This is a genomic window from Demequina sp. (assembly GCA_024707205.1).
GTDB lineage: Bacteria > Actinomycetota > Actinomycetes > Actinomycetales > Demequinaceae > Demequina.
The window spans coordinates 1,576,389-1,596,844 of record JANQAD010000001.1 but is presented as its reverse complement, the minus strand read 5'-3'; the positions used below and the strand labels follow the sequence as shown (position 1 = coordinate 1,596,844).

General features: G+C 68.8%; 22 protein-coding genes, 2 pseudogenes and 1 riboswitch. Of the genes and pseudogenes, 13 read left to right on the top strand and 11 right to left on the bottom strand.

Annotated features, from left to right (window positions below; all coding sequences use genetic code 11):
- Positions 1–368: 368 nt before the first annotated feature.
- The 3 genes from NVV57_08300 (at position 369) to NVV57_08290 (ending at position 1,726) form a co-directional block, all read left to right on the top strand.
- Positions 369–890, top strand: coding sequence for a hypothetical protein (locus NVV57_08300; GenBank protein ID MCR6712687.1), 522 nt, complete (start codon positions 369–371; stop codon positions 888–890).
- A 123-nt stretch (positions 891–1,013) separates the two neighbouring features.
- Positions 1,014–1,310 (top strand): type II toxin-antitoxin system prevent-host-death family antitoxin, encoded by a 297-nt coding sequence (locus NVV57_08295; GenBank protein MCR6712686.1) that lies wholly within the window; start codon positions 1,014–1,016, stop codon positions 1,308–1,310.
- Positions 1,307–1,726, top strand: coding sequence for a type II toxin-antitoxin system VapC family toxin (locus tag NVV57_08290; protein MCR6712685.1), 420 nt, complete (start codon positions 1,307–1,309; stop codon positions 1,724–1,726). The genes NVV57_08295 and NVV57_08290 overlap by 4 nt, the downstream gene beginning before the upstream one ends.
- A gap of 36 nt (positions 1,727–1,762) precedes the next feature.
- Here NVV57_08290 and NVV57_08285 read toward each other — a convergent pair whose 3' ends face one another.
- Positions 1,763–3,160 carry a PLP-dependent aminotransferase family protein gene (locus tag NVV57_08285; GenBank protein MCR6712684.1) on the bottom strand — a complete coding sequence of 466 codons (1,398 nt, stop codon included), beginning with the start codon at positions 3,158–3,160 and terminating at the stop codon, positions 1,763–1,765.
- A gap of 159 nt (positions 3,161–3,319) precedes the next feature.
- A complete protein-coding gene (locus NVV57_08280) occupies positions 3,320–3,661 on the bottom strand; it encodes a hypothetical protein (GenBank protein ID MCR6712683.1) in 342 nt (113 codons plus the stop codon).
- A 42-nt stretch (positions 3,662–3,703) separates the two neighbouring features.
- Here NVV57_08280 and NVV57_08275 point away from each other — a divergent pair, with 42 nt between their 5' ends.
- The 3 genes from NVV57_08275 to NVV57_08265 all read left to right on the top strand — a co-directional run bounded on the left by NVV57_08275 (position 3,704) and on the right by NVV57_08265 (position 6,641).
- Complete coding sequence (locus NVV57_08275; GenBank protein ID MCR6712682.1) at positions 3,704–4,711, top strand: aminotransferase class V-fold PLP-dependent enzyme; 1,008 nt, start codon at positions 3,704–3,706, stop codon at positions 4,709–4,711.
- A gap of 111 nt (positions 4,712–4,822) precedes the next feature.
- Positions 4,823–6,121 carry a CBS domain-containing protein gene (locus NVV57_08270; protein ID MCR6712681.1) on the top strand — a complete coding sequence of 433 codons (1,299 nt, stop codon included), beginning with the start codon at positions 4,823–4,825 and terminating at the stop codon, positions 6,119–6,121.
- The gene (locus NVV57_08265; protein MCR6712680.1) at positions 6,114–6,641 is read left to right on the top strand and encodes a DUF1003 domain-containing protein; all 528 of its coding nucleotides are present in this window, start codon (positions 6,114–6,116) and stop codon (positions 6,639–6,641) included. Before NVV57_08270 ends, NVV57_08265 begins: the two co-directional genes overlap by 8 nt.
- A gap of 3 nt (positions 6,642–6,644) precedes the next feature.
- On the opposite strand, the gene NVV57_08260 is transcribed toward NVV57_08265, so the two are convergent.
- Positions 6,645–7,229 carry a hypothetical protein gene (locus NVV57_08260; GenBank protein MCR6712679.1) on the bottom strand — a complete coding sequence of 195 codons (585 nt, stop codon included), beginning with the start codon at positions 7,227–7,229 and terminating at the stop codon, positions 6,645–6,647.
- 124 nt (positions 7,230–7,353) lie between these two features.
- Between NVV57_08260 and NVV57_08255 the strand changes: the two genes are divergently transcribed.
- Positions 7,354–8,478, top strand: coding sequence for an Mrp/NBP35 family ATP-binding protein (locus NVV57_08255; protein ID MCR6712678.1), 1,125 nt, complete (start codon positions 7,354–7,356; stop codon positions 8,476–8,478).
- Positions 8,479–8,496: 18 nt separating this feature from the next.
- Here NVV57_08255 and NVV57_08250 read toward each other — a convergent pair whose 3' ends face one another.
- Complete coding sequence (locus NVV57_08250; GenBank protein ID MCR6712677.1) at positions 8,497–9,033, bottom strand: hypothetical protein; 537 nt, start codon at positions 9,031–9,033, stop codon at positions 8,497–8,499.
- A gap of 99 nt (positions 9,034–9,132) precedes the next feature.
- Here NVV57_08250 and NVV57_08245 point away from each other — a divergent pair, with 99 nt between their 5' ends.
- Positions 9,133–10,353, top strand: coding sequence for a galactokinase (locus tag NVV57_08245; GenBank protein ID MCR6712676.1), 1,221 nt, complete (start codon positions 9,133–9,135; stop codon positions 10,351–10,353).
- Here NVV57_08245 and NVV57_08240 read toward each other — a convergent pair.
- From NVV57_08240 to NVV57_08230, 3 genes and pseudogenes are all read right to left on the bottom strand, one after another.
- A complete protein-coding gene (locus tag NVV57_08240; protein MCR6712675.1) occupies positions 10,350–11,150 on the bottom strand; it encodes an exodeoxyribonuclease III in 801 nt (266 codons plus the stop codon). The genes NVV57_08245 and NVV57_08240 overlap by 4 nt on opposite strands.
- 51 nt (positions 11,151–11,201) lie before the next feature.
- Positions 11,202–12,083 carry a bifunctional methylenetetrahydrofolate dehydrogenase/methenyltetrahydrofolate cyclohydrolase gene (locus tag NVV57_08235; protein ID MCR6712674.1) on the bottom strand — a complete coding sequence of 294 codons (882 nt, stop codon included), beginning with the start codon at positions 12,081–12,083 and terminating at the stop codon, positions 11,202–11,204.
- Positions 12,084–12,092: 9 nt separating this feature from the next.
- Positions 12,093–13,351: pseudogene (locus NVV57_08230) on the bottom strand (serine hydroxymethyltransferase).
- Between the two features lie 85 nt (positions 13,352–13,436).
- A riboswitch (ZMP/ZTP riboswitch) is annotated at positions 13,437–13,521 on the bottom strand.
- Between the two features lie 74 nt (positions 13,522–13,595).
- Between NVV57_08230 and NVV57_08225 the strand changes: the two are divergent.
- Positions 13,596–14,519, top strand: a complete 924-nt coding sequence (locus NVV57_08225) for a class I SAM-dependent methyltransferase (protein ID MCR6712673.1) — start codon at positions 13,596–13,598, stop codon at positions 14,517–14,519.
- Here NVV57_08225 and NVV57_08220 read toward each other — a convergent pair.
- A pseudogene (locus tag NVV57_08220) lies at positions 14,516–15,042 on the bottom strand (GNAT family N-acetyltransferase). The gene NVV57_08225 and the pseudogene NVV57_08220 overlap by 4 nt on opposite strands.
- Before the next feature lie 95 nt (positions 15,043–15,137).
- Here NVV57_08220 and NVV57_08215 point away from each other — a divergent pair.
- From NVV57_08215 to purU, 4 genes are read left to right on the top strand one after another with little or no spacing between them, the layout of a single operon-like run.
- Positions 15,138–15,938, top strand: a complete 801-nt coding sequence (locus NVV57_08215; GenBank protein MCR6712672.1) for a CDP-alcohol phosphatidyltransferase family protein — start codon at positions 15,138–15,140, stop codon at positions 15,936–15,938.
- Positions 15,935–16,336, top strand: a complete 402-nt coding sequence (locus NVV57_08210) for an adenylyltransferase/cytidyltransferase family protein (protein ID MCR6712671.1) — start codon at positions 15,935–15,937, stop codon at positions 16,334–16,336. The genes NVV57_08215 and NVV57_08210 overlap by 4 nt, the downstream gene beginning before the upstream one ends.
- A gap of 3 nt (positions 16,337–16,339) precedes the next feature.
- Positions 16,340–17,206, top strand: coding sequence for a glycosyltransferase (locus tag NVV57_08205; GenBank protein ID MCR6712670.1), 867 nt, complete (start codon positions 16,340–16,342; stop codon positions 17,204–17,206).
- 21 nt (positions 17,207–17,227) lie between these two features.
- Positions 17,228–18,103 carry a formyltetrahydrofolate deformylase gene (purU, locus tag NVV57_08200; GenBank protein MCR6712669.1) on the top strand — a complete coding sequence of 292 codons (876 nt, stop codon included), beginning with the start codon at positions 17,228–17,230 and terminating at the stop codon, positions 18,101–18,103.
- Between the two features lie 4 nt (positions 18,104–18,107).
- Here purU and NVV57_08195 read toward each other — a convergent pair whose 3' ends face one another.
- The 3 genes from NVV57_08195 to NVV57_08185 are packed head-to-tail and all read right to left on the bottom strand — an operon-like array spanning position 18,108 to position 20,454.
- Positions 18,108–18,983, bottom strand: a complete 876-nt coding sequence (locus tag NVV57_08195; GenBank protein MCR6712668.1) for an N-acetylglucosamine-6-phosphate deacetylase — start codon at positions 18,981–18,983, stop codon at positions 18,108–18,110.
- 9 nt (positions 18,984–18,992) lie between these two features.
- Positions 18,993–19,775 (bottom strand): glucosamine-6-phosphate deaminase, encoded by a 783-nt coding sequence (locus tag NVV57_08190; protein MCR6712667.1) that lies wholly within the window; start codon positions 19,773–19,775, stop codon positions 18,993–18,995.
- A complete protein-coding gene (locus NVV57_08185) occupies positions 19,768–20,454 on the bottom strand; it encodes an ROK family protein (GenBank protein MCR6712666.1) in 687 nt (228 codons plus the stop codon). The genes NVV57_08190 and NVV57_08185 overlap by 8 nt, the downstream gene beginning before the upstream one ends.
- Between the last annotated feature and the right edge of the window lie 2 nt (positions 20,455–20,456).

Here is a 20,456-nt window from a genome sequence, read left to right as displayed (position 1 = left end):
CCTCAACGGCAACGAGCCCATCACGAACTCCAACGGCTCGACTACCTCACACAGCAGCACTACGAGCGACGGCACCTGCGGCGACGTCGGTATGCGCGCAAAAACCTACGTCGGAGGCGGAGCCTACGGTTGGAGCACCACCGTCTATTACGGGACGGGATCGGGAACGCATACGCGACCGTACTCCGCGACGATGAACCAGTCCCAACATTACTGGTCGTACTTGGGCAACCCGACGTCGAAGATCCTGCCGATCTAGGGTGGGTATCGCGCGCTTTCTACGAGTCGCGATTGGGTTGATGGCAGTAGCGACGTGCACCGCCGCTTGCTCTGCTACCGCGCCAGATCCGACGCCCTCGCTGAACCGAGTGGCGATTGAACAGCAACTCGAGTGGGCTAGGACCAACGGCGCAGCTGCGGAGCAAGTCGATGTCTTGGAGCAGGCGCTCACGAACGGTGCGGTCACGATCGAGCAAATCGTCGATCTGAACTCACGGGTTGAGGACTGCCTCGCCGACGCTGGCTTTCGTGTTACCGACGTGGGCATGGAACAAGTCCAAGTTGGCAGTTCGATGACTATGCCTGGGTACGTCGCGGTCCAGCCCGAAGGTATGGATGACGTTGCCGCCGGGGCCGTGATGGACGAGTGCAGCACGAAGTTCATCGCATACGCACAGTCCGCCTACATGGACCAACCTAGGAGCCAAGAGATCCTCTATGAGGGTTACGACAATCCCGACGTACGCCAGTGCCTCATCGATCGGGGCTACGACGTGGATGAGGATGCCACTGGGTATGAGATCAACCTCATCGCGAGCGATGACATCCGTGATCACGGAACCGATCCAGGATTCACGATGTGCACTCCCAGCGACTCACCGTCGGAGTAACCGCGAAGAGAGGCGTGAGCGTCGAGGACGACGCGCGAACTACTACTGATGGCGCGGCTGAGGGCGTAGCAGTCATCCACAGTCCACTGCTGGGTGTCTGACACAAGGTGTAAACTGTCAGACATGGCTACTATCACCATGCGCACGCTCTCGCGGGAGACGGCAAAGGTCCTCGACTACTTGCCCGCCGAAACTTCCGGCGTGATCGTTACTCGCGACGGCCGGCCCGTCGCACGCATCAGTCCGCTGTCTGTGTTCGAGCAGGCGATGTACCAGGAGCTCATCGCCCAGGGTGTCGACCCTTTCAACCCGCCGCGCATCGATCCCACCTGGCAACCCGCACCGCCAGTTGCGCCGGGCGAGAAGAGTGCCAGCGACTACCTGATGGAGGACCGAGCCAGCTACTACGACGAGCCATGACGAGGTATTTCGATGCCAGCGCTCTGGTCAAGTTAGGCGTATTGGAGGCGGAGTCAACGGCACTCGCGACCTTCGTTGACAGTCACCCAGAACCGGCAGTCACAAGCGCTGTGGCGATTACCGAGGTAGCAATCGCCCTCTCGCGTGCCGGTGTAGCGCTGGCAGAACGCGCACTGGCGAGCCGAGGGTGGCTAGCGCTTCCGGGAGTTGCGGTCCTCAGCTTGCCCCTGACGTCGGACCTGTGCAGCAGAGCAGCCGACATTGGCGCTCGTCTGGGCTTGCGTGCTCTCGACGCCATCCACGTTGCGAGCGCCGACGCGGCCCGCGAAACACTCTCCGAGGTCGTCACCTACGACAAGGCGATGATCCGGGCGTGCCAGTCCATCGGCCTGTGCGTCGCGAGCCCTGGCGCGTGAGCCAAACCAGCGTCGGGCCGGCATAGCCCCCACGACCTAAGCCGCCGCCGCCAGGATCTTGACGCCCAACCGCATGTCCTCTGGCGGCAGGTAGTACGGGAGTCGGAACCGCCCGGCACCCGCACCCGGAAGCACCTCGAACGCAGACCCCGGCGCCACCGGCGCCCCGGCAGCTGCCGCTCGGTCCGCGAAGCGATCCTCGTTCACGCCGGGAACCTTGACCCACAGCGACGGGCCGCCAGCGGGCAGGCAGTACTCCCACGTGGGCGCGTGCTCGGCGAGGGCCGCGACCGTCGCGTCGAGCGAGGCGCGCAGCTGCTCGGTGCGCCACGCGACCACCGAGTCGTAGTGGTCACGGATGAAACGCGTCGCGAGGTGCTGGAAGAACGACGGGCTCCCTAAGTCCATCGCGGCCTTGCGGTGGCGCAGTCGCTCGGCGAGCGTCGGGTTGGTGTGCAGCCAGCCAATGCGTAGCCCGCCCCAGAAGGTCTTCGAGAGGCCGCCGATCGTGATGATGCACGAGTCTGGCCGCAGCGCCGCGAGCGGAGGGCGCTTGCGACCGTCGAGAGGGAGGTCGGCCATGATCCGGTCGTCGATGATCGTGGTGCCGCACTCGTCCGCGGCGGCGATGAGGCGCAGCGCGTCTTCCGGCTCCAGTGCGGTGCCCGTGGGGTTCTGGAAGGTGCTCATGTAGAGCACCTCGGGCCGCGCAGCGCGCAGCAGTTTGGCCGACGCTACGGTGTCCAGTCCGTCCGGTCCCATCGGCAGGCCGAGGGTCCGCGAGCCGGACGCGCTGATCGCGTCGAAGACTCCCGGGTACGTGACGGCCTCGACCGCCACAGGCGACGACGGCCCGGCGAGCGCCGTGACCGCGAGCCACACCGCCTGCTGGCCGCCCGCCGTGACGACTATCTCGTTTGGCTGCGCGTTGATGCCGTCCCGGCGCAGCAGGTCCATGATCGCGGCGATGAGCTCGGGATCCCCGAGCGATGCGTAGCCGTTGCCGTTCAGCACCATAGAGTCGAGGTCTGCCGCGGGGTTGCGGAGTGCGTCCATGACTATGGGCGCCGGCTGCGGACACGCTCCCGACAGTCCGACGATGGGGCCGGGTCCGGCGTGCAGGATCTTGGCAAAGCGGTCCTGCGCGCTCAAGCCCTCGATGCCGCGCGCACGCGACCCCAGCGTCGGCGCGGCGCCCGGGCGCACGTCGAGCCATTCCTCGTCGCGAAGCTGCTGGTACGCGGCGGTGACGGTGTTGCGGGACAGGTGCAGGCAGTCGGCGAGCGAGCGCTCGCTCGGCAGGCGCGTGCCGTACTCGAGGGAGCCGGACTCGGCAAGGGACACGATGGCTCCTGCGAGCTGCTGGTACAGCGGGCCCGTGCCCGACTGCCAGTGATCGAGGACGGCCGCGAGCTGATCTGCAGTGGTGCGCATGGGTCCATCTCACCGCAAACTGGCACCGGCGAACAAGTGCCAGTGTCCTCAAATCTGGCACTAGATGTCAGGGGCCAGTTGGGAGCAGACTCGCCGCATGAGCACCACGACAGAAACCAGTAGCACCGAACACGGCAGCACCGCCGCCCTTGACCGAGTTCACACCAACCCGGCCTCGAACGCCCGCATCCGCGAGCGCATCGCCATCACCACCGAGGCCGCGCGCCGCGCGGGCTCCTTCATCGCGAACGCGCCGTTCAGGCCCATCGCGCCAACGCGGGATGCAGTCGAGGCACTCGACGTGTTCCGCCGCCCCCTCCAGGACGTGCCCATCCCCGCCCGCGAGGTGCTCGCCGAGCTCGACGCCTTCGGCTCCCCCGCCACCGTGGTCCAGAACCACGGCCGCTTCTTCGGCTTCGTCAACGGCGGCGTCGAGCCGGCAGCCGCGGGCGCCGCAATCCTCGCGACCGCATGGGACCAGAACCCGGGCCTCGCGATCACGTCCCCCTCCGCCGCCGTCCTCGACGAGGTTGCGGCGGCTGGGTGCTCGACCTGCTCGGCATGCCTGAGGGCGCGGTCGCGACCTTCACCACGGGCGCGACGCTCGCGAACTTTACCGGGATCGTCGCCGCACGCGACGCCCTCCTCGCCCGCGCGGGCTGGGACGTCAACGAGAACGGCCTCTTCGGCGCCCCGCGCATCCGGGTCATCGTCGGCGACGAGGTGCACGCCTCCGCGCTCAAGTCGCTGCGGATGGCTGGCTTCGGTCCCGGACAGGTGGACCGCGTTCCCACGGACGAGAACGGCGCCGTCATCGCCAACGAGTTCCCCACCGACACCGACGGCTTGACCCTTGTGCTGCTCCAGGCGGGCAACGTCAACACGGGCGCGAGCGACCCGTTTGCCGACATCATCCCTGGTATTCGCGAACGCGGCGGCTGGGTTCACGTGGACGGCGCCTTTGGCCTGTGGGCGGCCGCGTCGCCTGCCCGACGCCACCTCGTCGAGGGCGTTCAGCTCGCCGATTCATGGGCAACAGACGCGCACAAGTGGCTCAACGCGCCATACGACTCCGGCATCGTGATCGTTCGCCGCGACGAGGACCTGCGCCGCGCGATGAAGATCGAGGCGCCCTACCTCAAGACCGACGAGGCACGGCCGCTCATCCACCTCACGCCCCACATGTCGCAAAAGGCTCGCGGCGTGGAGACCTGGGCGCTGCTCGCGGCCCTCGGCCGGGACGGGGTCGCGGACCTCATCGACCGCACGAGCGATCACGCTGCGGAGTTCGCCCGGCTCCTCCACGACGGCGGGGCCGAGGTTCTCGCTCCCGTGACCCTCAACCAAGCCCTCATCGCTTTCGGCGACGACGCGATCACCGACGCCGTCATCGCCGGAGTCCAGGCCGAAGGCACCATGTGGGCGGGCGGGACCCTGTGGCATGGCCGGAAGGCCATGCGCATCTCGGTGAGCGACGCCGCCACCACCGCGGACGACGTAGCCGCCAGCGCGTCGGCCGTGCTCAGGGTGTGGGGACAGTTGCGAGGCTGAGCCCCCTGCAAGCGCGCGGGCGCCGTCCACCTCCATGGCGGCGCCCGTGCGGGTCTGGATGACGGTGCGCGCCTAACCGGGACCACCGTGGCACCGCATTACCCTTGACCCATGAGCACGACGAGCGAGCGTGTGTATGTTGCGCGCCTGGTGAACACGTCCGTGTTCGACCCCATCGGCGACGCCGTGGGCCGCGTACGCGATGTCGTGATCCTCATGAGACGCGGTGCCAAGCCGGTCGCGACGGGCCTTGTCGTAGAGGTTCCTGGGCGCCGACGTGTGTTCATGCCACTGACCCGTGTGACGTCGATCGCGCCGGGCCAGGTCATCTGCAACGGCGTCGTCAACTTGCGACGGTTCCAGGCGCGCACCTCGGAGACCCTTGCCATGGCGGAGCTGTTCGAGCGCTCCGTGCGCCTCAAGGAGGACAAGTCCACGGCCTACATCGAGGACATCGCGATCGAGCCGGACCGCACCAAGCAATGGGTCGTGACCAAGCTCTACGTGCGCAAAGCGGAACGCCGCAAGGGGGTGCTCGGATTCAGCCGACGCGGCGAGGCCGTTGTCGTGGACGTGGACCAGGTCACGGGGCTGGCTCAGCGCGACAAGAACCAGGGCGCCGCGATGATCATCCAGCAGTTCGTGGACCACAAGCCTGCCGACCTCGCGGCCGCGCTCATGGAGATGGCGCCGTCGCGCTCGGCCGAGATCGCCGCCGCGCTTGACGACGAGCGGCTCGCCGACGTGCTCGAGGAGTTGCCAGAGGAAGACCAGATCGCGCTGCTCAACACGCTGCAGGCGGACCGCGCGGCCGACGTTCTCGAGGCCATGGAGCCGGACGACGCCGCTGACCTGCTGGGCGACCTGCCGGTCAACAGGGCGCAAGAGCTCCTGGAGCTGATGGATCCCGAGGACGCAGCCCAGGTGCGCCAGCTGCTCGGCTTCGCGGACGACTCTGCGGGCGGCCTCATGACCACCGAGCCGATCATCGTGGGGCCCGAGGCGTCGATCGCGCAGTGCCTCGCCATGGTGCGGCGCCAGGAGCTCGCGCCAGCGCTCGCCTCGATGGTGTTTGTGGTGCGTCCCCCGCTCGAGGTGCCAACGGGCCGCTACCTGGGGCTCGTCCACATTCAGCGACTGCTGCGCGAGCCGCCGCACGAGTCCGTCGGCAACTTCGTTGACAGCGCGATCGAGCCGCTCGATCTGGACGACGATCTCGCCGCCGTGGCGCGCCGCATGGCGGCGTACGACATCCTCGCCCTGCCGGTGGTCGACGAGCAGCATCACCTCCGCGGCGCGATCTCGATCGACGACGTGCTCGACCACCTGCTCCCGAGCGACTGGCGAGAGCACCTCGAGGACGATGACGTGGCGTCGGCAGAGCGCGCCGAGGAGGCGAGCCGTGGCTGAGCGCGATCTCGACCGCCCCAAGGGAGAGAAGAGCTCGCTGCGGATCCGGCGTCGGGCGCGCCGCAATCCCGAACGCGAGGGCGAATGGGCAGAGTCGATCGCGCGTTTCCTCGGCACGCCCAGCTTCATCGTCTGGCTGACGCTGTTCGTGGTGGCGTGGATCCTGTGGAACACGCTCGCGCCCGTCAACCTGCGCTTCGACGAGTGGGGCTTCGTCGCGCTGACGCTCATGCTCTCGCTCCAGGCCTCCTACGCCGCCCCGCTGATCCTGCTCGCGCAGAACCGTCAGGCGGACCGCGACCGGGTCGCCGCCGAGCAGGACCGGCAGCGGGCCGAGCGCTCGCTCGCGGACACCGAGTACCTCGCCCGCGAGGTGGCCGCCCTGCGCCAGGCCCTCAATGAGGTCGCCACTCGCGACTTCGTGCGCGGCGAGCTGCGCGCGCTGCTGGAAGAGCTCAAGGAAGACGAAGAGGCCGACCGCGACAGTGAGTCACGGCCGGCCTCCCGGTCAAGCAAGTAACCGCTAGCGCCCGTGGGCGCGATCGAACCTCTGGGACTTCGCGTCGTAGGCGTAGAAGAACGCCGCGCCAACGCTCACGATGAGGAACACGTAAGAGAGCGCGTCGGAGAAGTAGAACTTGAGGAACTCGGCGTTGTTCTCGATGACGAAGCGCAGTGCGTCCATGAATCCGACCCCATTCTCCCTGGCGATAGCGCCCGCCCCCTCGACGTAGATCGCCAGGAAGTAGAGCACGAGCGCGACCACCGCCGCGATGATGCCGGGCACGATGCCGCGAGTGTGGCCAAAGCGGTGGAAGCCGAACGCCACCGCGAAGCCGATCAGCAGCCCGAGCGCGAGGAACTCACGATCGCCGAAGATCGCCACCGCCGCGTAGATCATGGCGGCGACAAGACCCAGCCCAACTCCGGCCACGAGGCCAACGGCAAGGTTCGATGGCGGCAGAGGAGCTGTGGGGCGGTCGAAGGCCGCGTCGCCTTCGACGGCGGCGCCCAGGTCCGACGCTTGGGTGGGTTGTGCCTCGACGCTCGCCTCCGCAGGGGGAACGGTCTCGGCGGGTGCGCCTGCTGCCTCAGGGCTGTCCGTCACTGTGATCTCCTTTGATCTCTGCGCTGTCTGCGCGAGCCGAGGCTAGCGAGCACGGTCGGCGAGGGCAACCCAGAGTGACAAACCCGCGGCGAAGGGCCTTCGCACTACCGCCTACGATTGACATATGCCAACAGCCGATCTCGTGCGCGACGAGCTGTCCAAGGTCATAGACCCGGAGATTCGTCGCCCCATCACGGAGATCGGCATGGTGCGTTCAGTCGACATCGACGGCGCAACGGCGATCATCGGCATTGACCTGACCACCCAGGGCTGCCCGATGCGCGAGCGCATCACCACGGACGTGGAGAATGCGGCGCTGCGCGCAGACGGCGTCGAGTCCGTGCGCATCGAGCTGGGAGTCATGAGCGAGGAGCAGCGCCTCGGGCTGCGCTCCAAGCTGCGCGGCGGCAAGCCGGATCCGGTCATCGCCTTCACGCAACCAGGAAACCTGACGCGGGTCTATGCCATAGCGTCGGGCAAGGGGGGCGTTGGCAAGTCAACCGTCACCGCGAACCTGGCGGCGGCGATGGCCGCGGACGGGCTCAAGGTGGGCGTGCTGGACGCGGACATCTTTGGCTTCTCCATCCCTGGGATGCTCGGCGTGAAGGGCCAGCCCACGCGCATCGACGACATGCTGCTGCCGCCCATCGCCCACGAGGTGAAGGCCGTCTCGATCGGCATGTTCGTGCCGGAGGGACAGCCGGTGGTCTGGCGCGGGCCGATGCTGCACCGCGCCGTGGAGCAGTTCCTCGCGGACGTGTTCTGGGGGGACCTCGACATCCTGCTGCTGGACCTTCCCCCTGGTACCGGCGACATTGCGATCTCGGTGGCGCAACTGCTTCCGCACGCGGAGATCGTCGTCGTGACCACGCCGCAGGCCGCGGCCTCGGGGGTCGCGGAGCGCGCGGGCGCGATCGCCACGCAGACCTCCCAGAACGTTGTTGGCGTGATCGAGAACATGGCGTGGCTGGATCAGCCGGACGGCACTCGCCTGCACCTGTTCGGCGAGGGCGGCGGCGAGCGCGTCTCCGAGCGCCTCAGCGCGACCCTGGGAACACCGGTGCCGCTCCTGGGTCAGATCCCCCTCGACATCGCTGCGCGCGAGGCCGGCGACGAGGGCGTGCCGGCCGTGATCCGGGACCCCGAGAGCCCAGCGGCCGTCGAGTTGCGCCGCATCGCCAGGTCGCTCGCGAGCAGGCAGCGTGGCCTCGCCGGCCGCAGCCTCGGCGTGACGCCCGTACGGAGCTAGCCCCAGCGTCGGGCCCGCTCAGGCGTCGTCGCGCGGGCCCCAGCCTGCGATGATCGCCGCGATGAGTCCCGCGAGGATCGTTCCCATCGACACGGCGGGCGTCGCGAACGCCGCGAGCAGCGCGTCATCGAAGCCGGGGCCCGAGATCTTCAGGAAGTCCGGGAGCCCGTCGAACGCGATGCCGTTCACGGTGCCTGTCACCGCCATCAGGTGAACGCCAAACACGGTGCCGACGAGGGCGGGCACCCACGCCGTCCACCCGCGAGTCAGTGACAGGTAGCGCACCCCGAACCCGACGGCGGCCGCCACGAGCGTGCCGAGGAGCATGAGCGCCCACACGTTCGAAGGGTTCGGGACCAGCATCGACAGCAGCAGTCCCACCAGGCCGCCAATCACGAGCGCGGCGGCAAGCGGTCCCATGCGATTGGCGCGAACGCGGTCAAGGTACGACGGCGCGGGCACGTAGATGACGGTCTCCTCGACGATGACTTCAGGGGCAGCGGCGACGGCCGGCTCTTCGGGTTCTGAAGCACTGTTGGCTGGCGTGCGGGGCATGTTTCCTCCTGGTGCGGGATGGCCCTGGGGCCTCGTTGCCATCGTACGACCCCGCTCCGCCACCAAGCGCGCAGGGATTGTGCTGGCAGAATGACAAATGTGTCGGAACGGACAGCCGCTGAGGGTCCCGTCTGGAGTCCCGTGTGGACGCCAGAGGAGGGTGGCGCCAACGCTCGCGCGCTCTTCGCCCAGGCCTTCGGGTACGACGCCGCGGCCGTGTCCTCCGCGCCCGGCCGGGTGACGATAGTCGGCGAGCACACGGATTACAGCGGGGGCGTCTCGCTCACAACCACCACCCGCCAGGCCACGTACGCCGCGGGTGCCGCACGGACCGATGACGTGGTGCGCGTCGTGTGGCTTACCTCCGGCGGCGAGCGGCGGGAACTGGTCGGCGTCCTCGATGACGCGCGGCCGAGCCTCCCCGGCGACTTCGGCGTCAAGACTCTCGGCATCCTGTGGGCCCTCGCCGAGCGCGGCCACAGCGGTCGCGGCGTGGACATCGCGATCACCACCTGCGTGCCGGAGCATTCTGGTCTCGCCCAGGGCGTTTCCGTGCTCGCGGCAGTCGCCCTCCTCATCCAGGATCTGTGGGGGCTTGGCCTCGACACCGGCCAGGGCAGGGTTCGGCTCGCGGCGGTATGCGTCGACGCCGAGATGGGCTTCTCCGGGGTCCCGACGGCGGGGATGGTTCAGCACACCATCCTCCGCTGCCCCCTTGGCCAGGCGATGCTGCTCGACTTCTATGAGACCCCGCCACGCGTGACGTATCAGCCCTTGTACTTCCCCGAATACGGGCTCGCGCTGCTGCTCATCGACACGGGCAAACCCAATACCCTCACGCTCGCGGAGTACGCGTCACGCTGGGACCAGGTCGCCGCGGCGAGCGCCGCGCTAGGGGTGCCTCGGCTGCGTTCCATTGCGGACGCGCCGCACGCCTTGAAGCGCCTCGAGACCATCGAGGACCCACTCCTGCGCCGACGCGCGCGTCACGTCGTCACCGAGATCGAGCGGGTGCGCATCGTGTGCGCGGAACTCTCCGGCACCGACCCGGCCCACGAGCGATTTGTGACAATCGGCAAGGCCCTCTACCGCTCGCACGCCTCGATGGAGATCGACTACGAGCTCTCGAACCCGGAGCTCGACGCCGTGGTCGACGGCGCGTTCAGGGCCGGCGCCCTCGGCGCGCGGCTCGTCGAGGGAGGGTTTGGCGGCGCGGCCGTTGCGCTCATTCGCAGGGCTCAGGCGGACAGCACCGCGCGGCTGATCTCCGAGGCGATGGTGGCCGCGGGGCACCAGGCGCCCACCTTCAGCATGATCTAGAGGCTGTAGTCAACGACTAGCGGGGCGTGGTCCGTCCAGCGCGTGTCCCACGACGCCTGCCGGTCAACCCGGGCGGTGGTCGCGAGCGCCGCGAGCTTGGCGCTCGCGATCTGGTAGTCGATGCGCCAGCCGGCGTCGTTGTCGAACGCCTTTCCGCGCTGCGACCACCACGTGTACGGGCCGTCGATGTCTCCCGAGAGCGTGCGGTGCACGTCCACCCAACCGGCGCCGAACCACGAGTCGAGGTAAGCGCGCTCCTCCGGCAGGAAGCCGGCCGTCTTGAGGTTGCCCTTCCAGTTGCGCAGGTCGCGCTCGGTGTGGGCGATGTTGACGTCTCCCATCGCGACCGCGAGCTCGTGCGCCTGGGAGAGCTCTGCGAGGCGCAGGGTCACGAGGTCCAGAAACCAGTACTTGTCCTGCTGCTTGGGCGTGCCCACCCCACCGGAGTGCACATAGGTGGAGATCACGCGCACCGGCCCCGCGGGGCTCGCCACCGTGCCCTCTACCCACCGGCCGGTGTGGGTCGCCTCCGCGCCTGCGGGCCCGAACACGTCGACAGCCACCTTGATGTCTTCAAGGGGCGTGCGTGACAGGATCGCGACGCCAGACCGGCCCTTCTGCTCGCTCTCCTGGTGGGCCACATGCCACTCGCCGGCGAACGCCTCCCGGACAACGTCGTCGGGCGCCCGCACCTCCTGCATGCACACGACATCGGGCTTGGCGGTCTCCAACCACTCGAGCATTCCCTTGCGCAGGGCGGCCCTCACGCCATTGACGTTCACGGTGGCAATTCGCATGGAACGAGCCTAACCGGGGCCGCCGACACCTTGTGCCGGCGCGGCGCCGGGTTACGTCAGTGAGCGCTCGGCTGACTCCACCACGTTCGACAGCAGCATCGCCCTCGTCATGGGCCCAACGCCGCCGGGATTGGGCGAGTACCAGGACGCCTTCTCGAGAGCCTCCGGCGCGATGTCCCCAGCTACGCGAGACTTGCCGGTCTCCGGGTCGGTGATGCGGGAGACGCCCACGTCGATGAGCACTGCGCCGTCCTTGACCATGTCCCCAGTCACGAGCCCGGGCACGCCGGCGGCGGCCACGATCACGTCCGCAGCGCGCGTGTGTGAGGCGAGGTCCGCGGTCCCGGTATGGCACAGCGTCACGGTCGCGTTGACCGCGCGGCGCGTGAGGAGCAGCCCGATGGAGCGCCCCACCGTCGTACCGCGGCCGATCACCACGACCTCCTTGCCGCGCAGCGAGACGCCGTGCCGCTCGATGAGCTCGATGATGCCCTTGGGCGTGCACGGCAGCGACGAGGTGATCTCCTCGCTCATGCGCAGCACCAGTCGGCCGAGGTTGGTGGGGTGCAGGCCGTCGGCGTCCTTGTCCGGGTCAACGAGCTCGAGCACCCTGTTGGTGTCGATCCCTTGCGGCAACGGCAGCTGCACGATGAACCCCGTGCACTCCGGGTTGGCGTTCAGCCGCGCAATCGCCGCCTCGATCTCCTCCTGCGTGGCCGTCTCCGGCAGATCCTCGCGAATCGACGCGATGCCAACCTCCGCGCAGTCCGCGTGCTTGCCGTTGACGTACCAGATAGACCCCGGATCGGAGCCCACCAGCAGCGTGCCAAGGCCGGGCACCACACCGCGCTCGCGCAGCGCCGCCACCCGGGCCGTCAGTTCGCCCTTGATGGCCGACGCTGTGGCCCGGCCATCCAATACCTGCGCCACCATGGTGGTCGCCTACTGCTGCAGGCCGTCGTAGAGCGGGAAGTCGTCGGCCAGCTTGGCCACACGCGCACGCAGAGCGTCCACGTCGGCACCGCCCTTGAGGGCCGTGGCGATGACGTCGGCGACCTCGGTGAACTCCTCGGCACCGAAGCCGCGCGAAGCCAACGCGGGCGTGCCGATGCGCAGGCCGGAGGTGACCATCGGGGGGCGGGGGTCGAAAGGCACCGCGTTGCGGTTCACGGTGATGCCGACCTCGTGCAGCAGGTCCTCTGCGTCCTGGCCGGAGAGCGGCGAGTTGCGGAGGTCGGCCAGCACCAGGTGGACGTCCGTGCCGCCCGTGACCACGTTGACGCCCGCGGCCACAGCGTCGGGCGCCGTGAGGCGATCGGCGAGGATGCGGGCACCCTCGAGGACGCGCTCCATGCGCTCCTTGAACTCGGGCTGAGCGGCGGCCTTGAGCGCCACCGCCTTGGCGGCGATGACGTGCATGAGCGGGCCGCCCTGCTGGCCGGGGAAGACGGCGGAGTTGAGCTTCTTCGCGTATTCCTCGTCGCGCGACACGATGAGGCCGGAGCGCGGGCCGCCGAGCGTCTTGTGGACGGTGGTTGAGACCACGTCGGAGTGGGGAACCGGCGAGGGGTGCAGGCCAGCGGCGACAAGTCCCGCGAAGTGCGCCATGTCCGTCCACAGCTTGGCGCCGACCTCGTCTGCGATGGAGCGGAAGGCGGCGAAGTCGAGGTGGCGGGGGTAGGCCGACCAGCCCGCGATGATGACGTCCGGGCGCTCCTCGAGCGCGATCTTGCGAACCGTCTCCATCTCCACGCGGTACGTGGCCTCGTCGAGGCCGTACGCGGCGACCTCGTAGAGCTTGCCCGAGAAGTTGAGCTTCATTCCGTGCGTCAGGTGGCCGCCGTGGGCGAGAGACAGGCCCATGATCTTGTCGCCGGGGTTGATGAGCGCGTGCAGCACAGCCGCATTGGCGGTGGCACCGGGTGGGGCTGGACGTTCGCATACGCGGCGCCGAACAGGGCCTTCGCCCGCTCGATGGCGATCGACTCCGCTACGTCGACCTCCTCGCAGCCGCCGTAGTAGCGGCGGCCCGGGTAGCCCTCCGCGTACTTGTTGGTGAGGACGGAGCCCTGCGCCTGCAGCACGGAGCGCGGCACAAAGTTCTCGGAGGCGATCATCTCGAGGTACGTGCGCTGACGGTTCAGCTCACGATCGAGAACCTGGGCGATGTCTGGGTCAAAGTCCTGCAGCGTCGCGTTCATGACGGCTGCGGTGGCGCTGGAATCGGTGCTCATGGCGTTCCTTACCTGTTGGGCGGGCGGCACGCGGCCGCCGGCGGTTTCCGGTGACCTTGGCCCAGGCGAACGACCAACAGTCCTAAGGTTGCCGCTCCCTCGTGGTGACACCACGTGCGCCAGTCGCGACTGCGCCAAGTCTACCAACGCAACTGGGGCCAAGCGGTAGGGTGTGCGACCAGTGCACTGAGTATCCAATGAGGGAGATGCCGTGGCTCGGTTCGGTCGCCGCAAGGCAGCGGTTTGGGGCGCTACGGCGATCATCGTGGCGGTGGCCGTTGGGGCGGCGGCGGCCGAGAACCTCGAGTTGGCGATGGGCGCGACGGCCGTGCTCGCTGGCCTCGCCTCCCTGCTGGCGTTCGGCGCGTGGGACACCGCCCGCGGCGCGAGCAGCCGGCTCGCGCGGGTGGAACGCAAGCAGGCGTCCGGCGAGTCTCTCAAGCGTGAGATCGAGGCGCTGTCGAGGCACGTGTCGCGAACCAAGGAACAGCTCCGTTGGGAGATCACGAAAGACCTCCGCGAGCAGACGAAGCAGGTTGAGGCCCTCCTGCAGGTGCTTCCTCGGTCAGGCGATCACCCGCTGCTGCCCCCGTCGGGAGGCTTCGCCCTTGACGCTCGTGCTCTCGGCGAGCTCAGGGACCTCATCCGGCGCGAGCGACCCCAGTTTGTGGTCGAGCTCGGCTCCGGCACCTCCACCGTTTGGATCGCGCAGCAGCTGAAGCAGACCGGCGGACGCATCGTGTCCATCGACCACGACAGCGACTACGCGGAGGCCACCCGCAGGCAGCTTGCCCTGCACTCGTTGACGGACGTCGCCGAGGTCCGCTTGGCCCCACTTGCGGACCGCGGCGAGGATGCCCCGTGGTACGACGAGACCGCCCTTGAGGGCCTTGCCGGCATCGACCTCCTGCTCGTGGACGGGCCTCCCGAGGCGACTGGACCCTTCGCGCGCCGACCGGCACTCGAGGTGCTTCGAGGGGCCTTGCGGCCGGGGGCGGTCGTCGCCCTCGATGACATTCACCGCGATACGGAGCAGGAGATCCTCGAGGGATGGACTGCGCGCTGGCCGGAGTTCCGCCGCGTTGATGCCGGCGTCAGCACCATGGCAGTGCTGAAGGACACGACCAGCGGCTAGTTGTCGCCGCGCACCGCGACGTCATCGTCGTCGTCGACGATGGCGCCCGCCTCGAGAACCTTGCGCAGGTAGGCATACGTGAGATCGCCCGCCACCTGGTCAAACTGGTGCTCGTACCCCGCCCTGTTGTACAGCGCGATGTTGTGCTTGGAGTTCTGCCCCGTGAAGACCCACACCTCTTTGGTGTTCTCCGGGAGGTAGCCGAGCACGGCGAACAGCAGTTGCGTGCCGATTCCCTTGCCCTGCAGGTCCGGGACCACCGCAAGGCGCCCAATGGTCGCCTTGTCGTCCTCGATGCCCACGCGGATCGAGCCAACCAGGCGAGGCCCGCTCCACGCGCCAAGCGTGACGACGTCGCCGGACTGCAGGTCCACCACGAGCTCTTCCAGCGTCTGCGTGAGCGCGGGAATGTTGGGGTCGTTGAAGATCTGCGCCTCGGTGACGAAAGCGGCGCGGCGCACCGTGAGGAGCTCCCCGCGTCCGCGGGGGTCACGACGTCGATGCGGAGCTGCTCATCGGCCATGGGTCCATCGTGGCAGACGCAAACAGCGTAGGGAGCCAGGCTCGGCGCGACGTGACCGAATCGTGCCCTTCGATTGCGGGCTACGATGAGGCGGCATGGACCAGGCACCGCGGCGTGGCCGTTTTCGCGTAGCCGCGGCGGAGGTGAGGCGCGACGGCCAACCCGCCGCGATTCGCGAGCGCGCCAACGCTGAGCATTGGAGCGCCGACCTCCTGTGGCGACGCTACTCCTCGCACGTCGCCGCACTCGCCATTCGATGGGGCATGAGCGCCGACGCTGTCACGACCTTGGTGATCGCCACTGGCCTTGCCGCCTCCGCGAGTCTGCTGCTCGGTTCGGTGTGGGGCGCGCTCCTTGCCGTGCTGTTCGCACACCTCCAGATGCTCCTCGACGCCGCCGATGGCGAGGTCGCGCGGTGGCGCAGGACGGCGTCTGCGCGCGGCGTGTTCCTTGACCACCTTGCCCACTCGGTGACGGAGGCTTCCCTGCCCGCCTGCCTCGGCGTCGGCCTTGCGCTCGCCAACCCGGAGGATGCTGGACGCTGGGCAGCCGCAGGTCTTGCGCTCGCGGTGCTGGTCCTCATCAACAAGTCGGTGAACGACGCCGTCGCGGTTGCGCGCGCGTCCGCAGGACTGCCGCGGCTGCCGGACTCCGCGGCGTCACGGGAGCCCGCACCCGGCGCGGTGCGCACGCTGCGTGCCGCGGCGAGACGGGTGCCTATTCACCGGGTGTACCACTCGGTGGAGCAGGCGCACCTGTATCTCGTGGGCTTCATCGTCGCGATCTGGGTGCCGTCGGCGCTTGCCTGGCTCATGGTCGCACTGCTCATCGTGACGCCGATCGTCATCGTTGGCCACATTGCCTCCGCGCTCACCTCGCCGCGGCTCGCGCCATGACCCGCAAGGTCATCACGTTCGGCACCTTCGACGTGCTGCACATCGGCCACGTGAACCTCCTGCTGCGAGCCCACGACCTCGGCGACCATCTGACCGTGGGTGTGTCCTCCGACGAACTCAACGAAAGGAAGAAGGGCCGCCTGCCCGTCTACCCGCAGGACCACCGGCTCGCGATCGTCGCGAGCCTCGCGTGCGTGGACGAAGTGTTCCTCGAGGAATCGCTCGAGGCGAAGCGGGACTACGTGGTCGAGCACGGGGCGGACATCCTGGTGATGGGCGCCGACTGGCAGGGTGCGTTCGATGACCTCGCGGACGTGGCGCGGGTCGTGTACCTGCCGCGCACTGAGGGCGTCTCCACGACCGAGATCATCACGGCTATCAGGGATGACGAGGGCTAGCCTGTGACGTTCCCCGCGTGGTCGGTGGTGATCGTCACTCAGGGCGATCGACCGGAGGCCCTGAGCCGTGCGCTCGCTTCCGTCATGGCCCAGCAGGACGCGGATCTCGAGGTGATCGTGGTGGGAAACGGCTGGGAGCCAGCCAATCTCCCCACGGGGGTCATCGGGGTCGCGGTGAGCGAGAACGTAGGGGCGCCCGGCGGCCGCAACAGAGGCTTCGCAGCGGCGACGGCGGATCTCCTGTTCTTCCTCGACGACGACGCGACCCTCCCCGAACCGAAGACGCTCGCAGCGCTTGGGAGGGAGTTCGCCGCCGACCCAGGGCTCGGCGTGGTGCAGATCCGCATTCGGTCCGCGAACGGCGTCACGGCCCGACGCTGGGTCCCCCGGCTCGCCGACAAGAACCCCGAGCGCTCATCACCTGTGGTCACGGTGGTCGAGGGCGCGGTCGCGGTGCGGCGGTCGGCGCTCGCGGCCACCGACGGGTGGGCGGGTCGCTTTCGGTACGCCCACGAGGGCATAGAACTCGCGTGGCGGGCATGGGACGCAGGCTTCCGCGTCGCCTACGACGCGAGCCTCGCGGCCGAACACCCGCTCACGTCCCGCGACCGGCACCCGGATCACCTTCGCCACGACTCGCGCAACCGCGTGTGGCTCGCGCGGCGCAACCTCCCGCTGCTGCTCGGCATCGGCTACGTGGCCAACTGGTCCGCGGTGACCGTTGTACGGCACGCTCGCCACCCGTCTGATTTGACCGCCTGGTGCGCTGGCGCCAAGGAGGGTTTCCGCGAGGAGGCGGGACGGCGTCGGCCGCTGTCGTGGCGCGCGGTGTGGACCATGACCAAGCTGGGACGTCCGCCGGTCATCTAGCCCTCTAGGATTGGCTGGCGAATGGAGGACGCGGTGACACCACATGCAGCGGCACCAGCGGCGTACGTGCTCAGCCTGTCATGCCCCGACGGCCCCGGCATCGTTCACGCGGTGTCCGGAGCGATCGCTGGGCTCGGCGGCAACATCACAGAGTCACAGCAGTTCGGGGCCGCAGACACGGGTCAGTTCTTCATGCGGGTAGAACTTGAGGCCGGGGCCTCTGAGGACACGCTGAGGGCCGCGCTCGCTCCCATCGCGGAGCGATTCGGCATGACGTGGAACCTCGACACCGCCGGCCGCAAGATGCGCACGCTGGTGCTCGTGTCGAAAGCGGAGCACTGCATCAACGACCTGCTGTTCCGAGAGCGCGCCGGCACGCTGCCCATCGATGTGGTCGCGGTGGTGGGCAATCACTCCGCCCTTGAGGACCTCGCCAGGTTCTACGGCAAGCCGTTCGTCCACATCCCCGTGACGCCGGACACGAAGGCAGACGCCGAGGCCGCGCTGCTCGCGATGGTCGAGGAGCTCGACGTTGAGCTCGTGGTGCTTGCGCGCTACATGCAGATCCTGTCACCCGAGCTCGCCGCGGCGCTGCGCGGGCGGGCGATCAACATCCACCACTCATTCCTGCCATCGTTCAAGGGAGCCCGGCCGTACTTCCAGGCGCATGATCGCGGCGTCAAGCTCATCGGCGCCACGGCGCACTACGTCACGAGCGACCTCGACGAGGGCCCCATCATTGAGCAGGACGTTGAGCGGGTGGACCACGCCCATACGCCGGAGGCGCTGACGGCGATCGGCGCAGACGTGGAGAGACGCGCGCTTGCCCGAGCCGTGCGCTGGCACGCTGAGCACCGCGTGCTCATCGACGGCCACCGCACCATCGTCTTCAAATAGCCTGCTAGACGCCGAGCAGCCGTCGCGGCGTGGTGCTGGCCGCCGTCTCCGCCTGCGCGCGCGGCACCCCCGCCGCGACACACACCTCCACCGCCCTGTCGAGCGTGAGCGTGGATCCCGCGAGGGTATCGGTGCCCGCAAGCACCGCACGGCCGTCGTCCGTCACCTCGACGTCGAGGGAGCCTAGGCGGTAGCGGCCCGAAGCCGATCCCGCGGCCGCCATGGCGTCGGTCACGAGCACGATGCGGTCAGGCACCACGGAGAAGAGGGTGCGAATGAGCGTTGGGCTCACGTGGATGCCGTCCGCGATGAGCTCGATGTGTGCCAGAGGATCGGCGATGGCGGCGCCGACGGGTCCGATCTCGCGGGCGCCGATGCCGGCCATCGCGTTGAAGCCGTGGGTGAGCAGGGAAGCGCCGGCCTCGAACGCGGCCGTCGTCGTCTCCGCGTCTGCCATCGTGTGGCCCACGGCCACCACGGCACCGGCCGCGGTGAAGGCGCGAATGGCATCCATCGCGCCCGGCAGTTCGGGGGCGATGGTGATCTGGCGGAGATCGTCACCGACGATGTCGAGGATGTCGCCGACCAGCTCCGGGGTCGGCTCCGCGAGCGCGGCCGGGTCGTGGGCGCCACGGCGCTGGGGAGCGAGGAACGGGCCCTCGAGGTGGACGCCGATGATGCCCCGCTGATGTGTCATCGCCACGCGGATCACGTCCATCGCCCTGTCAAGCTCGTCGAGCGGCAGCGAGACGAGGGACGCGACCAGCTCCTCGGTGCCGTGCGCGTGATGCGCGGAGAACGCGGCCCTGGTGCCCGCGTCGGTGTCGCCGAACGCGTGCCCGCCACCTCCGTGACAGTGAATGTCGAGGTAGCCGCTCATACGCAGAGCCTAGATCCCCTGCCAGCCGGGCTTGCGCTCTTGCGCGAGCCGGTAGTAGTCGCGGTATTCGAGGCCCGACGCTGCCGCCGGGTCGAGCACCACGGTCACGTGGGGATGGAGCTGGATCGCGCTTCCCGGCATAGACGCCGTGACCGGCCCCTCCACGGCGGCGGCGACCGCGTGGGACTTGCCCTCGCCAAAGGCGAGCAGCACGAGGTGGCGGGCACGGAGAATGGTGCCGAGGCCCTGCGTCACGCAGTGAATCGGAACGTCGTCGAGGCTGCTGAAGAAGCGGGCGTTGTCGATCCTCGTCTGCTCCGTCAGCGTCTTGACCCGCGTGAGCGACCCGAAGGACGAGCCAGGCTCGTTGAAGCCCAAATGACCCGTGCGACCGATGCCGAGGAGCTGCAGGTCCACGCCGCCGTGGTCGATGAGGGCCCGCTCGTACCGCTCGCCTGTGGTCTCGATCCCCTCGAGGGAACCGTCCGGCACGTGCACGGAGGCGGCGTCCATCCCGAGCGGCGCCGCCACCTCACGGTCGATGACCGCCCGGTAGCTCTCCGGGTGGCCGGCGGGCAGCCCCACGTACTCGTCGAGCGCGAACGCGGCCATTCGCGAGAAGTCGACGCCTCGAGCGGCATGCGTTCGAAGCGCCTCGTACACGGGCAGCGGGGTGGAGCCCGTCGCGACCCCCAGAGTGAAGCGAGGGTTCTGCGTCGCCTCGCGAGCGATGTGGGCGGCGACGAACTCGCCTGCGGCCTCCGGAGACTCGAGGACGAGCACCTCAGCCATGCGCTTCGCTCCCCTGTTCGGCGAGGTCAGCGGCGCCGAGCGCCGCGATGGGCACCTCGGGGTCCAGCAGCTCGATGCGGTCCGCAACCGCGAGCGACGCGAGGAATGGGCTGCGCGCGGACCAGTCCGCAAGGTGTCTGCGCGTGCCCTCGACGAGCGGCTCACCGTAGCTCGCGAGGCCGCCGCCGAGCACGACCTTCTCTACGTCCAGCATCAGGACGAGCGCCCGCACGGCGGACGCCACTCCAAAGAACAGGCCGTCGCGGATCGCGACCGCGCGCGCATCGCCCCGCTCGGCGGCGTCGAGAACATCCCGGGCGATGGCGCCCTCGGCGTCCCACTGCCGGACGAGGCCCGAGCCGGAGGCATACGTCTCGAGCGCACCCGGCAGACCGTCGGCGTCGAGCGGACCGGCGGGGTCCACACTGATGTGCCCCAATTCGCCCGCCGTTCCCCGCGCTCCGCGCCAGAGCTGCCCGTTGAGGATCAGCCCGGCGGCGAGCCCGGTTCCGAGGTTGAGGTAGGCGAGCGATGAAGGCGTGCGGCCGCGGAGCACCCACGCCCCAAGGGCGGCCACGTTGACGTCGTTGTCGATCGCGGGACGCACGCCCCACGCCGATTCGAGAGCGCCGGCAAGGTCCAGCCGCTCAAGCCCCAGGTTGAGCGCATAGGTGACCACGC

What these genes read in the sequence shown, in the direction of transcription:
- NVV57_08240 (MCR6712675.1), bottom strand. Translation starts at nt 11,150, where the DNA reads ATGCGAATTGCCACCGTGAACGTCAATGGCGTGAGGGCCGCCCTGCGC.
- NVV57_08250 (MCR6712677.1), bottom strand. Translation starts at nt 9,033, where the DNA reads ATGCCCCGCACGCCAGCCAACAGTGCTTCAGAACCCGAAGAGCCGGCC.
- NVV57_08235 (MCR6712674.1), bottom strand. Translation starts at nt 12,083, where the DNA reads ATGGTGGCGCAGGTATTGGATGGCCGGGCCACAGCGTCGGCCATCAAG.
- NVV57_08255 (MCR6712678.1), top strand. Translation starts at nt 7,354, where the DNA reads ATGCCAACAGCCGATCTCGTGCGCGACGAGCTGTCCAAGGTCATAGAC.
- NVV57_08195 (MCR6712668.1), bottom strand. Translation starts at nt 18,983, where the DNA reads ATGAGCGGCTACCTCGACATTCACTGTCACGGAGGTGGCGGGCACGCG.
- NVV57_08215 (MCR6712672.1), top strand. Translation starts at nt 15,138, where the DNA reads ATGGACCAGGCACCGCGGCGTGGCCGTTTTCGCGTAGCCGCGGCGGAG.
- purU (MCR6712669.1), top strand. Translation starts at nt 17,228, where the DNA reads ATGGAGGACGCGGTGACACCACATGCAGCGGCACCAGCGGCGTACGTG.
- NVV57_08270 (MCR6712681.1), top strand. Translation starts at nt 4,823, where the DNA reads ATGAGCACGACGAGCGAGCGTGTGTATGTTGCGCGCCTGGTGAACACG.
- NVV57_08190 (MCR6712667.1), bottom strand. Translation starts at nt 19,775, where the DNA reads ATGGCTGAGGTGCTCGTCCTCGAGTCTCCGGAGGCCGCAGGCGAGTTC.
- NVV57_08210 (MCR6712671.1), top strand. Translation starts at nt 15,935, where the DNA reads ATGACCCGCAAGGTCATCACGTTCGGCACCTTCGACGTGCTGCACATC.
- NVV57_08285 (MCR6712684.1), bottom strand. Translation starts at nt 3,160, where the DNA reads ATGCGCACCACTGCAGATCAGCTCGCGGCCGTCCTCGATCACTGGCAG.
- NVV57_08290 (MCR6712685.1), top strand. Translation starts at nt 1,307, where the DNA reads ATGACGAGGTATTTCGATGCCAGCGCTCTGGTCAAGTTAGGCGTATTG.
- NVV57_08295 (MCR6712686.1), top strand. Translation starts at nt 1,014, where the DNA reads ATGGCTACTATCACCATGCGCACGCTCTCGCGGGAGACGGCAAAGGTC.